At 72.5% G+C, this 14,207-nt stretch carries 13 protein-coding genes and 1 tRNA gene; 6 read left to right on the plus strand and 8 right to left on the minus strand.

What is annotated here, in order from left to right; genetic code table 11:
• Window positions 1-18 precede the first annotated feature (18 nt).
• The 3 genes from VSH64_RS05670 to VSH64_RS05680 form a co-directional block, all read right to left on the minus strand.
• The gene (locus VSH64_RS05670; RefSeq protein ID WP_326834403.1) at window positions 19-504 is read right to left on the minus strand and encodes a hypothetical protein; all 486 of its coding nucleotides are present in this window, start codon (window positions 502-504) and stop codon (window positions 19-21) included.
• Window positions 505-588: 84 nt separating this feature from the next.
• A complete protein-coding gene (locus VSH64_RS05675; RefSeq protein ID WP_326834404.1) occupies window positions 589-1,797 on the minus strand; it encodes an alginate lyase family protein in 1,209 nt (402 codons plus the stop codon).
• A gap of 151 nt (window positions 1,798-1,948) precedes the next feature.
• Window positions 1,949-2,437 carry a MarR family winged helix-turn-helix transcriptional regulator gene (locus VSH64_RS05680; RefSeq protein ID WP_326834405.1) on the minus strand — a complete coding sequence of 163 codons (489 nt, stop codon included), beginning with the start codon at window positions 2,435-2,437 and terminating at the stop codon, window positions 1,949-1,951.
• A gap of 120 nt (window positions 2,438-2,557) precedes the next feature.
• On the opposite strand from VSH64_RS05680, the gene VSH64_RS05685 reads away from it, so the two are divergent.
• Window positions 2,558-3,307 carry an SDR family NAD(P)-dependent oxidoreductase gene (locus tag VSH64_RS05685; RefSeq protein WP_326834406.1) on the plus strand — a complete coding sequence of 250 codons (750 nt, stop codon included), beginning with the start codon at window positions 2,558-2,560 and terminating at the stop codon, window positions 3,305-3,307.
• Window positions 3,304-4,140: a TIGR03620 family F420-dependent LLM class oxidoreductase gene (locus VSH64_RS05690; protein ID WP_326834407.1), complete on the plus strand. Its 837-nt coding sequence runs from the start codon at window positions 3,304-3,306 to the stop codon at window positions 4,138-4,140. The genes VSH64_RS05685 and VSH64_RS05690 overlap by 4 nt, the downstream gene beginning before the upstream one ends.
• A 531-nt stretch (window positions 4,141-4,671) precedes the next feature.
• On the opposite strand, the gene VSH64_RS05695 is transcribed toward VSH64_RS05690, so the two are convergent.
• Entirely contained in the window at window positions 4,672-5,727 is a 1,056-nt protein-coding gene (locus VSH64_RS05695) for an alkene reductase (RefSeq protein WP_326834408.1), read from the minus strand.
• A gap of 89 nt (window positions 5,728-5,816) precedes the next feature.
• Between VSH64_RS05695 and VSH64_RS05700 the strand changes: the two genes are divergently transcribed.
• From VSH64_RS05700 to VSH64_RS05715, 4 genes are all read left to right on the plus strand, one after another.
• Window positions 5,817-6,446 carry a helix-turn-helix transcriptional regulator gene (locus VSH64_RS05700; protein WP_326834409.1) on the plus strand — a complete coding sequence of 210 codons (630 nt, stop codon included), beginning with the start codon at window positions 5,817-5,819 and terminating at the stop codon, window positions 6,444-6,446.
• On the plus strand, window positions 6,430-7,563 hold the full coding sequence (locus tag VSH64_RS05705) for an aminotransferase class I/II-fold pyridoxal phosphate-dependent enzyme (protein ID WP_326834410.1): 1,134 nt from the start codon (window positions 6,430-6,432) through the stop codon (window positions 7,561-7,563). Before VSH64_RS05700 ends, VSH64_RS05705 begins: the two co-directional genes overlap by 17 nt.
• Window positions 7,560-8,492, plus strand: coding sequence for an ornithine cyclodeaminase family protein (locus tag VSH64_RS05710; protein ID WP_326834411.1), 933 nt, complete (start codon window positions 7,560-7,562; stop codon window positions 8,490-8,492). Before VSH64_RS05705 ends, VSH64_RS05710 begins: the two co-directional genes overlap by 4 nt.
• 869 nt (window positions 8,493-9,361) lie before the next feature.
• The gene (locus VSH64_RS05715) at window positions 9,362-10,345 is read left to right on the plus strand and encodes an alpha/beta hydrolase (protein WP_326834412.1); all 984 of its coding nucleotides are present in this window, start codon (window positions 9,362-9,364) and stop codon (window positions 10,343-10,345) included.
• 857 nt (window positions 10,346-11,202) lie between these two features.
• On the opposite strand, the gene VSH64_RS05720 is transcribed toward VSH64_RS05715, so the two are convergent.
• The 4 genes from VSH64_RS05720 to VSH64_RS05735 all read right to left on the minus strand — a co-directional run bounded on the left by VSH64_RS05720 (window position 11,203) and on the right by VSH64_RS05735 (window position 14,139).
• The gene (locus tag VSH64_RS05720) at window positions 11,203-12,735 is read right to left on the minus strand and encodes a helix-turn-helix domain-containing protein (RefSeq protein ID WP_326834413.1); all 1,533 of its coding nucleotides are present in this window, start codon (window positions 12,733-12,735) and stop codon (window positions 11,203-11,205) included.
• Between the two features lie 54 nt (window positions 12,736-12,789).
• Window positions 12,790-13,245 (minus strand): HNH endonuclease, encoded by a 456-nt coding sequence (locus tag VSH64_RS05725; RefSeq protein ID WP_326834414.1) that lies wholly within the window; start codon window positions 13,243-13,245, stop codon window positions 12,790-12,792.
• Window positions 13,246-13,280: 35 nt separating this feature from the next.
• Window positions 13,281-13,354: transfer RNA gene (locus VSH64_RS05730), tRNA-Cys, on the minus strand.
• Window positions 13,355-13,764: 410 nt separating this feature from the next.
• On the minus strand, window positions 13,765-14,139 hold the full coding sequence (locus VSH64_RS05735) for a hypothetical protein (protein ID WP_326834415.1): 375 nt from the start codon (window positions 14,137-14,139) through the stop codon (window positions 13,765-13,767).
• Window positions 14,140-14,207: the final 68 nt, after the last annotated feature.

Here is a 14,207-nt window from a genome sequence, read left to right on the forward strand (position 1 = left end):
CTACATATCCGCACGGGCTCAGTCGAACGCTGCGTCGTCTCCCCAGACCTTGTCCTGCGCCGACTCGCTCGACGGCGACACGCGGATCACGGCCCCGGTGGCGTCGATCGCCAGCACGGTCACGGTGATCTTGTTGGCCAGGCTCACGTAGCCCTCGCCCCGGAAGTGGCCCTTCACCCGGGGCAGCTCGGTGCGGTCGGCGTCGAACGCCAGCCGGTCGGGCGCCGACTGCGTGAGCACGAGCGCACGGGTGCCGAAGCGCGGTTCGAGGGGCACGGTGACCTTGCCGTGGATGACCACGTCGCACGAACCGTCGCGGCAGGCGGCGAGATCGGAGCCGTCGGGGGCGGACAGCGCCGCGGTCGTGGGCCGGGGTGCGGAGGTCGGCTCGCTGGGCACCGTCGACACGGACGGTGGCACCACGATCGGATCCGGCGGCGCCGGCGGGGGTGTCGAACAGCCCGCCGCGAGCAGGAGGGCGGAGCAGGCGAGCGCTTTTCTCATGCCTCTTGGTAGCAGCTCACCGCGTGCTCGGCGGAGGATTTCGCGGATTCCGGGGGCCGCCGCGCACGGCGGCCCCCGGAACCGTCACGCGGGGTTGTCGCCGTGGGTGAGGGTCTCCCAGGAGACGAACAGGTTGTTGCTGCCCTGCGGGCGGTGGCTCGTGGTGTAGCTCTGGGTGTTGGTCATGGCGATGCCGAGCCGGTTGTGCAGCGCGTTGTACCCGACCTCGGTCACCGGGCCGAGGCCGCGCTTCACCGTGCCGCCGCACAGCCACGACGGCGGCGCGGTGAGCTCGTACTTGGTCTGGAAGCCCAGCGCCTGGCGCAGGCGCTCGCCGATGTCGGTGCCGTACAGGTCCTGGCCCTGGATGCGGGACGTCTCGGCCACCTCGGCGATCGCGGCGATGCCGTAGCCGGTGTGCACGAAGTCGCGGCAGGTTTCCTGCGTGAGGCCGTCGACGAAGGTGGATTGGCCCTGCCAGTAGCCCACGATCTGATCGCGGGTGTTCAGGCCGCTGCCGGGCACGGTCTTGGGCAGCGCGCCGTCGGAGCTGAGGTAGATGAACGCGGGCACGCGGTTGCGGTAGAGCGTCATGCCGCGGTCGTAGACGGTCTTGTCCTCGAGGAACACGCCGATGCCGACGATGGCCTCGGCGATGCTGAGCTCCCAGTTGCCGGTGCGGCCGTCGCTGTTCTGGATCTCGTTGTAGTAGACGTTGCGCAGCATCGTGGCGAACCGGCCGGAGTTGGGCCAGGTGCCGTAGGCGTACTTGATGATCTCGGCCGCGCGCGGCCACGTCGAGGCCGACCACGCGGTCTGCAGGTGCGCGTTGTCGCTGGTGTGGTCCTTGATGGTGGCCGACCACGCGTCCATGATCTGGATGGCCTTGGTGGCGTAGCGCGCGTCGCGGGTCACGTACCAGGCCAGCGACTGTGTGTACGCGGCGATCGCGTCCTCGCGCTCGTCGGTGCAGCCGTTGTTGGGCATCGAGCTCGGCCCGCAGTCGACCACGGCGCGCGGGTGCGGCGTGTAGGAGAGCGAGGCGTACTTCGAGCCCATCATCGAGTCGTACGCCTGCTTCTGCGGCTGGGTGCCGGCCTGCACGCGCTGGCGCATCGTGTCGAGCTGCGCCCGGCTCACCAGCACGCCGGGGTGGGTGAAGGTGGCGGGTGCGGTCGGTGCCGCTTGCGGGAGCGCGGGTATCGCTGGTCGGGCCGAGGCGGTGCCGCCGGTCGCGATCACCACGGCGGTGGCGGCCGCGGCCGCGAGGGCACGAACGATCTTCCGGTGCATGTGCTGCCCTTCGTCCACTACGTCGAGAACGGGGTGTGCGGCGGCGGCGCAGGCTGGCGGACCGTGCGTGAAAAGTGAATCTACTTCACGCCGGTTGGTCCGGTCCACCGCGCGCGCAAACCCGTGTTCCGCTGGCAGGGACGGTGTTTCCTCACGGTGGCGGCAGCGTGCCGCGCTCGAGGATGTTGGCGTAGATGTTCTCCATCGCCTCGGTGAGCGGCGCGAGCAGCTCGGGGGAGAGGCCGTCGAAGAAGAGATCGCGCACCAGCTCGACGTGACCGGGCGCGGCTTTCTCCAGGAGTTCCCGGCCCTGCGCGGTCAAGACGACCTCGGTGGCGCGGCGGTCGGTGCTCGACGTGCGCGCGTCGACGAGCCCGCGGGTGGCCATGCGGCGCACGTGGTGGCCGGTGCGGCTGCGTTCCCAGCCGAGCTGGTTGGCCAGCGCGGTCATCTGCATCACCTCGCCGGGGGTGTTGGCGAGGGCGGTGAGCACGTCGTAGTCCGGCATGGACAGGTCGCTGTCGGTCTGCAGCTGCCGGTTGATCTCGTAGCTCAGCCGCAGCTGCACGCGGATGTAGGCGAGCCAGGCGCGCTGCTGCCGGGTGTCGAGCCAGGGGCCGTCTTTGCGTTTAGGTGACATGTCCCGTAATCTGTCGTCGTGGTCGGCGGTGGAGCAAGGGAGCTCCATTGTCCCGTGGCGACCGGCCGAGCGGAACGACCACGCCGGGGCCGGGTGAACACACGAACGGGAATTTCAGCGATGAACGCACTACAGGGGAAGACCGCCGTCGTCACAGGCGGCACGAGCGGCATCGGGCTGGCGACGGCCCGGCTGTTCGCGGCCGAGGGCGCGCGCGTCTTCGTGACCGGGCGGCGCAAGGACGTGCTCGACGCGGCCATCGAGGGGATGGCGGAGATCGGCGGCGACGTGACCGGCGTGCGCGTGGACAGCGCCTCGCCGGCCGACCTCGACCGGCTCTACGAAACCGTCGGCGGGCCGATCGACGTGCTCTTCGCCAACGCGGGCGGCGGCGAGTTCGCGACGCTGGAGCAGGTGACCGAGCAACACTACGACGACGCCTTCGACACGAACGTGAAGGGCACGCTGTTCACGGTGCAGAAAGCGCTTCCTTTCCTGGTGGACAACGCTTCGGTGATCCTCACCGGCTCGACGGCGGCCACCAAGGGCAACGGCGCGTTCGGCGTGTACGCGGCGTCGAAGGCCGCTGTGCGCTCGTTCGCGCGCACGTGGGCGCAGGAGCTGAGCGGGCGCGGCATCCGCGTCAACTCGATCAGCCCCGGCCCCGTCGACACGCCGGGGATCACCGGCCTCGCGGGCGGCGACGACGCGGCGGTGCAGCTGAAGGGCGCGCTGGCCGGGTCTGTCCCCTTGGGACGGATGGGCCGGCCGGAGGAGATCGCCACCGTGGCCCTGTTCCTGGCGACGGACGCCAGCAGCTTCGTCACGGGCGTCGAACTCTTCGCCGACGGCGGGGCGAACCAGGTATGAGCCTCGACCTCGGCCGGGTCGGCCTCTGGAGCGTCGACCTGCGCACCGCCGCACCCGCCGCGATTTCGGCCGCGGCCACCGAACTCGACGACCTGGGCTGGGGCGCCCTCTGGATCCCCGGCCTCGGCGGCGGCGACCTCTTCGGCGACCTCTCGCGGCTGCTCACCGCCACCCGCCGCACGGTCGTGGCCACCGGCGTGGCGAGCATCTGGCGCCATCCGGCGGCGGAGTTCGCCGCGTTCGCCGCCGCGCACAGCTCCCGGCTGCTGCTGGGCCTCGGCGTCAGCGACGCCGCCACGGCCACCGGCGGCCCGTTCCGTCCGCTGCAGGCCATGACGGGCTACCTGGACGCGCTCGACGCGGCGGGCTCGTCGGCGCCCCGCGTCCTCGGCGCCATGGGCCCGGCCATGACCGACCTGGCCCGGCGGCGAGCCTCGGGAACCCATCCGTTCCTGGTGACCCCCGCGTACATCGAGGCGGCACGCACCCGGCTCGGTGCAGGCGCGCTGCTCGCGCCCTACCAGGCCGTGACCCTGGAACGCGATCCGGCGAAGGCCCGCGCGGCCGGGCGGGCGTTCCTGGCGCCGTTCTTCGGGATGGGCGCCTACCGCCGCAGCCTGCTGACCCAGGGCTTCTCGGACGCCGACCTGGCCTCCGGGGGCAGCGATCGCCTGGTCGACGCGGTGTTGGCGTGGGGCGACGTCGATGCGGTCGGCAAGCGGGTCGCCGAGCACTTGGCGGCGGGGGCGGATCATGTGGCGCTGCACGTGGTCGGGGTGGACGGGTTGCCGCTGCGTGAGTGGCGGGAATTGGCGGCTCTGATCAGTGGGTGAGGCCGATTGAGCTGGCTTGCGCGGGGGCTGTTCGCGGCGGTGGTTTGTGCTGATGAGCTGATCGCTGGGTGGCTTCTTGGGTGCCGCACCGGAACGACGTGACCGGTAGTCGGTCGCGGCGCGGTTTGCCGAGCCGCGGTGCGGTGGCGGCTGGCTGTTTTGCCGCGGTGGTTCGCGTTGACGAGTTGACGGCCGGGTGGCTCCTTCGGTGCTGCGCCGGACCAGCGTGAGCCGGCAGCCGGCCTGCTGTCCGGTTAGCGTGCCGCGGTGCGGTGGCGGCTGGCTGTTCGCCGCGGTGGTTCGCGGTGAAGAGCCAGCCGCTGGGCGGCGCTCTCGGTGCTGTGCTGGATCAACGTGAACCGGCGGTCGGCTCCGCGTCCCGGCTTGGCGAGCCGCGGTGCCGTGGCGGCTGGCTGTTCGCGGTTGTTTGCGCTGACGAGTTGATCGCCAGGCGGCTCCCTCGGTGCCGCACTGGCACAACGTGAACCGCCGATCAGCCCCGCGGCCCGGTCTCCCGAGCCGCGGGGCCGATCACAGCGTCGGGTAATCCGTGTAGCCCTCAGCGCCGCCGCCGTAGAACGTGGTCGGGTCGGGAGCGTTCAACGGTGCGCCAGTCCTCAACCGGGCCACCACATCGGGGTTGGCCAGCGCCGGGCGGCCCAGGGTGATCAGGTCGGCGAGCCCGCTGTCGACGTCGGCGGCGCGCTCGTCGACCGGGGCGCCCGGCCGCGTGAGCAGCAGTGGGCCGGGCCAGGCGGCGCGCACGGTGGCCAGCAGTGCGTCGTCGCCGTGGTGGGTCACGTGGAGGAAGGCGAGGTCGAGGCGGGCGAGCGCGCGCACGAGGTGGGTGTAGGTCGCGGGACCGGTGGCGCCCTCGTCGATGCCGAAGGCGCGCAGGCCGGGGGAGAGGCGCAGCGCCGTGCGGTCGGCGCCGATCTCGCCGGCGACGGCCTCGGTCACCTCGAGGACGAACCGCGTGCGGGCGGCGACGGAGCCGCCGTAGGCGTCCGTGCGGTGGTTCGCGTTGGCGGAGAGGAACTGCTGCAGGAGAAAACCGTTGGCGCCGTGGATTTCCACGCCGTCGGCGCCGGCCTCGATCGCGGCGGCGGCCGCGCGGCGGAAGTCCTCGACGGTCGCGCGCACCTGCGCGGTCGTGAGCTCGCGCGGCACCGGCACGGGCTGGTTGCCGGTCGGCGTGTGGATGCCGACGCCGGCCGCGACGGGCGAGGGCGCGACCGGCGTCCGACCGTGCGGCGTGTTGTGCGGGTGCGCGACGCGCCCGGCGTGCATGAGCTGGATGAACAGGTGCCCGCCGGCGTCGTGCACCGCCTTGGTGACCAGCTGCCACCCGGCGATGTGCGCGTCGGTGTGGCAGCCGTGGCTGAGCAGGAACCCCTGCCCGTCGGCCGAGGGCTGCGTGCCGCCGGTGATGAGCAGCCCGAGCGAGGCGCGCTGCGCGAAGTACTCGGCGTCGAGCGGGGTGGGCGAGCCGTCGGGCAGCGCGCGGTTGCGCATCATCGGCGACAGCGCCAGCCGGTGGGGCAGGCGCAGCCGGCCGACTTCGACGGGACTCCAGAGACCGGGCACGGGATTTCCTCTCCTCGACTGTCTGTACTGGATCGTACAGAACGACCCGGCTGGACCGTTCGTCCAAGGTGGATGTAGTGTCCAGCGTCATGGACGGCAGGACGGCCCGCTGGGCACCCGTGTGCGAGGCGATCGTGCGCCTGCTTTCGCCGCATGCGGAGGTGGTGCTGCACGACCCGCGCACCGACTCCGTGCTCGGCATCTGGAACGCGTTCTCCGGACGCGAGCCCGGCGACCCGTCGCTACTCGGCGAGCTCGACGGCCTGCGCCCCGCGGGCAAGGACGTGTACGGCCCGTACCCGAAGTCCCTGCCCGACGGCCGGCGGCTCTCGAGTGTGAGCGCGGTGGTGCGGGACGAACACGGCAACGCCGAGGTGGTGTTGTGCGTGAACGTGGACCGCACCGCGTTCGACCAGGCCGCGCAGCTGCTGTCCGGCTTCGCCGCGCCCGTGACCGGGCAGCCCCAGGCATTGTTCGAGCGCGACTGGACGGAAACGCTCAACGACGTGGTGGGCGAGTTCGTCCGCGATCACGCCACGCCGGTCGAGTTGTTGACCCGCGAACAGCGTTTGGTGCTTCTCGCACAGCTCGACGGCGCCGGCGTGTTCGCGCAGCGCCGGTCCGTGCCCGTGGTCGCCCGTGCGCTGCGCATCTCGCGCTCGGCCACCTACCAACTGCTCGCCGACCTGCGCAAGGAGCCCGATGCCGACGCTTCCTGACTTCCGCTTGGAGACGTACTTCTCCCGCTGGGAGTTCACCGCCCGCCACCACCTCACGGCGTCCGACTTGCAGACCATGACCGTCACCGAACTGCTGGCGCTCGCCGACGACGACGGCCGTGAACGCTGGGAGACCCTCGCGCTCGGCTACACCGAGACCTACGGCCTGCCCGCGCTGCGCGAGGAGATCGCCGCGACCTACACCGACGTCGCGCCGGAGCACGTGCTGTGTTTCGCCGGCGCGGAAGAGGGCCTCTACCTGGCGATGCGCACGCTGCTCGAACCCGGCGACCACACCGTGGTGATCACGCCGAACTACCAGGCGGCCGAGACGATCCCGCTGTCCATCGGCGAGGTGACCGGCGTCGCGCTGCGGCCCGAGGACGGCTGGGCCCTCGACGTCGGCGAGGTCAAGCGGCAGCTGCGGCCCACCACGCGCCTGGTGTCGGTGAACTTCCCGAACAACCCGACCGGCGCGGTGCCCGACATCGAGACCTGGACCCGGCTCGTGCGGCTGTGCGAAGAGCGCGGTGTGCTTCTGTTCAGCGACGAGGTCTACCGCGGCCTGGAGCTCGACCCGTCGGCGACGCTGCCGCAGGCGGCCGACCTGTCCGCTTCGGCGCTTTCGCTCAACGTGATGTCCAAGGCCTACGGACTGCCCGGCCTGCGCGTCGGCTGGATCGCCTGCCGCGACCGCGAAATCCTGGGGCGGCTCGAGCGGGCCAAGCACTACACGTCGATCTGCAACTCCGCGCCGAGCGAGATCCTCGCGCTCATCGGCCTGCGCGCGCGGGACACGATCCTGGCGCGCAACCGCGCGGTGATCGCGGAGAACGTGCCGAAGTTCAGCGCGTTTTTCGAGAATTACCAAGAGTTGTTCGAATTCTCACCACCGCAGGGCGGCTGCGTGTGTTTCCCGCGGTACCTCGGCGCCGACGGCGTGGAGGCGATGTGCACCGAGCTCGTGGAGCAGCGCGGTGTGTTGCTGCTGCCGGCGAGCATCTACCGATCCGAGCTCACGGCCACGCCGGACGACCGGTTCCGCGTCGGCGTGGGCCGTCGTGGTCCGGACGAGGGCCTGGCCGCGTGGGCGGAATTCCTGGAGGCGCGGCGATGACGCTCGATGTGGTGGGGTTGTCCGAGATCGAGGCCGTGGCCACGCGCGCGCTGGTGTTCGACGCCGTGCGCGGCGCGCTGATCGCCCACGCCGAAGGGCGCGCGCAGATGCCGGCGCCGATCGCGATGTGGTTCCCCGAGGCCGAGGGCGACTGCCACGTGAAGGCCGGTTTCCTCGACGGCGCAACACATTTCGGCGTGAAGGTGGCGTCGGGCTTCTACCGCAACGCCGAGCGCGGCCTGCCGACCAACAGCGGCCTGATGCTGGTGTTCGACGCCTCGACCGGCGTGCCCGCCGCGGTACTGGCCGACGAGGGCTGGCTCACCGCCTGGCGGACCGCCGCGGCCGGCGCGCTGGTTACCCACGCGCTTACCCCACCCGACGTCGACGAGGTGGCCGTGTTCGGCACCGGCCTGCAAGCGCGGCTGCAGGTCGAATGGCTCGCCGACCTGCGGCCGCTGTCCCGGGTGCGCGTGTGCGGCCGCCGGCCCGAGGCCGTGCGCAAGCTGTGCGCCGACCTGGCCACCGCCGGCCTCGCCGCCGTGCCCGCCACGCCGGAAGAAGCAGCCGTCACGGCGTGCGTGATCACCGCGACGGCCTCCACCACCCCGGTCGCCCCCGCGTCCGCGTTCGCCGCGGCGCACGTGACCGGCATCGGCACCGACCTGCCCGGCAAGGCCGAACTGCCGCCCGCCCTCTTCACCCACGCCACCACCATCGCCACCGACGACCACACCCAATGCCTCGCCCACGGCGACTTCGGCAACGCCGTCCGCGCTGGCACCATCGCCCCCGACGCCGACCTCCCCGCCGGCACCGTCCTGCGCGACGGCGTCCCGAACCGCACCGGGCTGACCATCGCGGACCTCACCGGCGTCGGCGTGGCAGACGCCGCGGTGGCGACGGCGGTGTTCAAGCAGCTGGGCTGAGCCGCACTCGGGCGATGCCCGCCGCGTGGCGACCCTGGCGATTCGGCGGTGGCTCCGGTGCTCGACCCGCGAGGTTGAAGTGTGTCGATCCGCGCTGGAGTGGCGGCAGCTGTCGCGACGGCCGTGTCCAAGCGGCCCGGCTGACGGCCGCGGACCCGACTTGTCTGGGGATGACCGATGCGGCCGACTGGGCGCACCGTCGCGGACCTCACCGGCGTCGTGGCGGCCGATGCCAGTGTTCACGCAGCTGGGCGGTGCCGCGCCCGGGATGCCCACCGGTGCCGGCCCGGCCGATCCGGCGGCGGCTCCAATGCTCGGCTGCGAGGCTGAGGTGTGTCGGCTGCCGACCCGCGCCGGACGCGACGGCCGTGTCCGCGCGGCTCGGCTGATGGCAGCGGACCTGACTTGTCTCGGGATGACCGATGCGGCGCCGGGTCCGCGGCCGGGCGCACCGTCGCGGATCTCACCGGCGTCGGGGCGGCCGATGCCAGTGCAAGCAGCTGGGCTGAGCCGCACCTCGGGGACGCCCACCGGTGCCGGCTCGGCCGATTCGGCGGTGACGGGCTCTGGTGCTCGACCGCGGGGTTGAGGGGTGTCGGCCGCCGACCCGCGCGGCAGGGGCGGCGGCGGTCGCGGCGGCCGTGTCCGAGCGGCTCGGTAGACGGTCGCGGACCCTGACTTGTCTCGGGATGACCGATGCGGCGGGCCGACCTGGGCGCACCGTCGCGGATCTCACTGGCGTCGAGGCGGCCGATGCCGGGTTCAAGCGGCTGGGCTGAGCCGCACCCAGGGATGCCCGCCGGGTGGCGGTCGCGGTGGGGCGGCTCGGCGACGGTTGGCGGATGAACACGAGTGCGGGAACCGGGAGGATGACGGGACCCGCACTCCTGGAGGCCTTGATGGACTACGCGTTCGATCCCGAGATCGCCGCCGCTCTCCCGATGCTGCCCGACACCGGCGACCTGAAAGACCTGGTGACGGCGCGGGCCAAGATGAAGGAGATGATGGCCGAGCTGCTCGGCGACGTCGACGAGACCGGCGTGACCGTGCGAAACACCACGGTGCCGGGCCCCGAGGGCGCGCCGGACGTGGCTGTTCGAATTTACACACCGGACACCATCGCCACACCCGCGTTGCTGTTCAACGTGCACGGCGGTGGCTTCATCGTCGGCGATGTCGACACCGATCACCCGGCCGCGGTGGAGCTTTCGCGCGAGCTGGGCGTGGTCGTGGTGTCGGTGGACTATCGGCTCGCGCCGGAAGCGCCGTACCCCGCGGGTCTCGAGGACTGCTACGCGGCGCTCGTGTGGTCGGCCAAACACGCCGACGAGCTCGGCGTCGACCCGGAGCGCGTGGTCATCCACGGCGTCAGCGCGGGCGGCGGTCTGTGCGCCGCGCTCGCGCTGCTGGCCCGTGACCGCGGCGGGCCGGCCATCGCGTTCCAGTTCCTCGGCGTCCCCGAGATCGACGATCGCCTTCAGACGCCCAGCATGCGCCGCTTCGACGACACTCCACTGTGGAATCTCCCCAACGCCGAGTTCAGCTGGGACTCCTACCTCGGCGCGGGCGTGCGCGGCACCGCCGACGTGCCCGTGTACGCCGCCCCCGCCCGCGCGACCGACCTCGCCGGCCTCCCGCCCGCGTACATCTCGGTGATGGAATACGACCCCCTCCGCGACGAAGGTATCGCCTACGCGCAGGCCCTCCTGGCCGCCCACGTCCCCACCGAGCTCCACCTCTTCCCCGGCACCTTCCACGGCTCGGCCATGGTCCGCCACGCCACCATCACCCGCCGCGAGGCCGCGGAATCGCGCGCGGTGCTGGCGCGCGCGTTGGGCGTGGAGCTCGGCTGAGGTTCCCGGCGACGCGGCGCCGAGCCGGGGCCGTTCGACGACCTCGTCCTGGAGTGGGTCGCGATCGCCGCGCGGGTGCTCGGTCCGGCCCCGGGTCGCGCCTGCCCATGGCCACCACCCGCAGCGGCCGTGCGGCATCCAGCCCGAGTAGCACCGGGGGCCCGCGACCGGTCATCGCCTGCCGCGCGATCGCCCAGCACCGGCTCGACCAACGCTGGATCCGCGACGGAACGCGGCGCCTGGGTTTTTGCCTGGGCGCCGCTCTGTTCTCGCGGGAGAGCTTGCCGGCGCGGCGTCCGGTCGGGCGCGGCGGGCCAGGCGGTGGGCAAGGAGCGCGAGCCGGGCGCGGAACCGGCCGGCGGGGTCGTCCAGCGGCCAGCCGAGCGAGTCTTCGACGTGGGCGAGGCGGGTGGCGACCGAGTTGTTGGGTTTCGGCCGGGCGCCGCGCTGTGCTTGCGGGAGAGCTTGCCGACGGGGCGGCCGGTTAGGTGCGGCGGGCCAGGCGGTGGGCGAGGAGCGCGAGCCGGGCGCGGAACCGGCCGGCTGGGTGGTCCAGCGGCCAGCCGAGCGAGTCTTCCGCGTGGGCGAGGTGGGTGGCGACCGAACTGTTGGGTTTCGCCCGGACCCCACGCTGTGTTCGCGAAAGCTCGCCGCTGCTGCGCCCCGTCACGTGCGGCGGGCCAAGCGGTGTGCGAGAAGCGCGAGCCGGGCGCGGAACCGGCCGGCCGGGCCGTCCAGCGGTCAGCCGAGCGCATCTTCGACGTGGGCGAGGCGGGCGAGGCGGGTGGCGACCGAGCCGTTGGGTTTCGCCCGGGTGCCCCACTGCGTTCGCGAGAGCTCGCCGACGCTGCGCCAGGTTAGGCGCGGCGGGCCAGGCGGTAGGCGAGAAGTGCGAGGCGGGCGCGGAAGCGGCCGGCCGGGTCGTCCAGTGGCCAGCCGAGTGCGTCTTCGACGTGGGCGAGGCGGGTGGCGACCGAGCTGTGGTGCCGGTGCAGCGCGACGGCCGCCTGGCGCAGCGATCCCGTGCGGCAGAAGGCTTCGAGCGTTTCGAGGTCGGCAGGGGCGAGGGCGGCCAGGGCGCGGACGTCGGGCTGTGCGCGCAGGTGGTCGGCGGGGATTTGCGCGAGCAGGGTGAGCGAGCCGAGGTTCTCGTGGACCACGAGGGGTTCCGTGGCCGGCACGGCGAAGCGCTCGGCCAGCCGCGCCTGCAGCCAGGACCGCCGGGCGTCGAGGCCGGCGACCGCGTCGCCGACGCCCACGCGGACGGTTCCGGACGAGGCACGTTCGCGAGCGCGCAGGGAAAGTGCGTTTTCCCACGAATCCACCACCGTTGCGGGGCCTTCGCGTGGCTGAAGCAACACCGCTGCGACCTCGCCGACCACCGCCACCCGCGCCCCCAACGCGGTTCCGCCGCGCGCCACCAGCGCGACGGCCGCCGCACCCGGGTCGCGCCCGTCCTCGGTGCCCACGGCCACCACGCGCAGCGGCCGTGCGGCATCCAGGCCGAGCAGAACCAGGGCCCGCGACCGGTCCTCGTCCGCCGCGCGCTCGCCCAGTACCAGCTCGACCAACGCCGGATCCGCGAGATGCGGCGCCCTCACCTCCGGCGCCGGCCCGAGCACCCGCGCGGCGATCGCGAACCGCTCCAGCACGAGGTCGTCGAGCGGCCCCGGCTCGCCGTCGCGTTCGAGCCACACCTGGCCGGTGGTCTCACCTCCGAGGTCGGCCACCACCAACCGGGGCCCGCCGGCGCCGGGATCGGCCGCCGGTGACCCGGCCGAGGTCTCAGGGCTGGCGGATTCGCGGCGCTGGGGTGCCGCGGCGAGTGGGATGGCCGCCGGTGACCCGGCCGAGGGCTCAGGAGTGCCGAGTTCGCCGTCGTCGGGTGCTGCGGCGCGCGAGGGGGCCGCTGTCGGTGACCCGGCTGACGGCTGAGGACTCCCGGCTTCGCCGTGGTCGGGTGCCACGGCGCGCGAGGGGGCCGCTGTCGGTGACCCGGCTGACGGCTGAGGACTCCCGGCTTCACCGTGGTCAGGTGCCGCGGAGATTGAGGCAGCCACCGGCGACCCGGCCGACGGTCCAGGGCTACCGGCTTCGCCGCGCTCAGGTGCCGCCGCGAGTGGAACGACCGTCCGACGAGCGCCGTCGCTCACCTCGTGCGCCGCACCGGTCTCCGCCCCGACCACACGAGTGCCGTCGGGGCGGAAGCGGAGGGCCGGCTCGGTGCCGCGGCGGAGGCCGGCGACGCATTCGGCCAAGGAGGCCGTGGCGCGTACCAGGTCGGGCAGGGTGGCGCGGCGGGTGACGAGCTCGTCGAAGTACGCGATCACCCGTACCGCGGCCTCGGCGTCGGAGTCGACCGCCGAGAGGCGCAGGAGCAGCCCCTTCATGGGAGCCAGCCTAGCGCCGCCCGGACGGTGCGGACAGGTGTCGCATGTGGACGGTCAGCGCAGCGGGTGCAGCTGGTCCCACGTGGGCACGGTCGGGGTGAACCGCAGCGTGAGGCCGGCCTCGGCGGGGGTGCGGTCGGCCTTGCGGGCGTTGCAGCTGCGCGCCGTGCCACCGCAGGCGGCCACGGTGTTGAACCAGCTGGTGCGCTCACCACCCCGCGACGTCGGGATGATGTGGTCGATCGTGGTCGCGTGGCGGCCGCAGTAGGCGCAGGTGTGGCCGTCGCGCAGGAGGACGCCGCGGCGTGACCAGCGGGGCGGGCCGGAATATCGCCACTTCATCACCACGTACCGCAGCAGCCGCACGACCTTGGGGCGCGGGAACACACCCAGGTCGGCGCCGTCGCTTTCGTGGACGACCGCGACGTGGCGCACGAGCATCCGGATCGCATGGGGGACGGAGACGGTGTGCAGGGGCTCGTAGCCGGCGTTGAGGACCAGGACACCCATGGCTGCGGGCACCTCCTTTTCGGTTGTCGCTCGAGTGGAGACCGCGACCGGAGTCGAACCGGTTTGTTCCGCTTTGCAGGCGGGTCCCTGGCCGTTCGGGCACGTGGTCGGAATGGGGGAGGCGAAGGTCACGAAAATGTCACGGAAAACGAAAAAGCCGCCCTGATCGGTCTCCCGACGGGCGGCTCCCTGCTGCGACGCGCTGGGTGCGTCACGGCGTGGAGCCTGGTGTCTCGGCGGCGTAAGGCAGGCGCGGTGCGTCGCCGGTGATGCCGAAGCACCCCGGACACACCTTGTGCTGCTCGCTGCCGGACATTTTCGTCACTCCTCGGTGGGTGGTGTACCACCACATCATGACCGACCTCGCGCGACGGCGTCAACGGTGATAATTCGCCCCGCGAACGATCCCGCCGGGGCCCGGAAATGTTTCGCGGGGCCGTCCACGCGTCCACAGTGGACGGGACGGCCCCGCACCGCCCCGGCCGGCGGGTGCTTCCCATCCCGACGGCCGGAGGGAACCTACTTGCAGCGCTTGCCACCCTCGACCGACGGCCACCACGTGCCCAGGGGTGGCGGCGGGGTCTTGGTCCAGGTGATCTTCGCGCACTTGCCCTCACTGCGCGCCTTTTTCGCGGTGATGACCAGCGCCGCGATGGCGACACCGCACGCGAGGTTGCCCGGCGTCGGGATGCTCTTGCACACGCGGATCGCCGGCGCGCCCTCGGCGATCAGCTTCGTGGTGCTCTTGCTGAACACCCAGCTGCACGCGAAAAACCCGCAGTCGAGATCGGTCACGGAGGTGGACACGGGCGTTGCCGACGCGGTGGTCGGTGCGACGAGGAGACCGGCTGCCAACAAGGGTGCGGCCAGCAGGGCGGCCCGGAGATTCCTCATGAAACGCCCCTTCCTGATCACGATTGTCCGAAATGGAGCATCCCGCGTGAAGTCTCCGATGTCTGCCC

This window comes from Amycolatopsis rhabdoformis (genome assembly GCF_035918295.1).
GTDB classification, from domain to species: Bacteria; Actinomycetota; Actinomycetes; order Mycobacteriales; family Pseudonocardiaceae; genus Amycolatopsis; species Amycolatopsis rhabdoformis.

Excerpts from the sequence above, each read along its gene's own strand:
- VSH64_RS05720 (WP_326834413.1), bottom strand. The coding sequence starts at position 12,735 with ATGAAGGGGCTGCTCCTGCGCCTCTCGGCGGTCGACTCCGACGCCGAG.
- VSH64_RS05700 (WP_326834409.1), top strand. The coding sequence starts at position 5,817 with ATGGACGGCAGGACGGCCCGCTGGGCACCCGTGTGCGAGGCGATCGTG.
- VSH64_RS05690 (WP_326834407.1), top strand. The coding sequence starts at position 3,304 with ATGAGCCTCGACCTCGGCCGGGTCGGCCTCTGGAGCGTCGACCTGCGC.
- VSH64_RS05705 (WP_326834410.1), top strand. The coding sequence starts at position 6,430 with ATGCCGACGCTTCCTGACTTCCGCTTGGAGACGTACTTCTCCCGCTGG.
- VSH64_RS05725 (WP_326834414.1), bottom strand. The coding sequence starts at position 13,245 with ATGGGTGTCCTGGTCCTCAACGCCGGCTACGAGCCCCTGCACACCGTC.
- VSH64_RS05735 (WP_326834415.1), bottom strand. The coding sequence starts at position 14,139 with ATGAGGAATCTCCGGGCCGCCCTGCTGGCCGCACCCTTGTTGGCAGCC.
- VSH64_RS05715 (WP_326834412.1), top strand. The coding sequence starts at position 9,362 with ATGACGGGACCCGCACTCCTGGAGGCCTTGATGGACTACGCGTTCGAT.
- VSH64_RS05710 (WP_326834411.1), top strand. The coding sequence starts at position 7,560 with ATGACGCTCGATGTGGTGGGGTTGTCCGAGATCGAGGCCGTGGCCACG.
- VSH64_RS05685 (WP_326834406.1), top strand. The coding sequence starts at position 2,558 with ATGAACGCACTACAGGGGAAGACCGCCGTCGTCACAGGCGGCACGAGC.
- VSH64_RS05670 (WP_326834403.1), bottom strand. The coding sequence starts at position 504 with ATGAGAAAAGCGCTCGCCTGCTCCGCCCTCCTGCTCGCGGCGGGCTGT.
- VSH64_RS05675 (WP_326834404.1), bottom strand. The coding sequence starts at position 1,797 with ATGCACCGGAAGATCGTTCGTGCCCTCGCGGCCGCGGCCGCCACCGCC.
- VSH64_RS05680 (WP_326834405.1), bottom strand. The coding sequence starts at position 2,437 with ATGTCACCTAAACGCAAAGACGGCCCCTGGCTCGACACCCGGCAGCAG.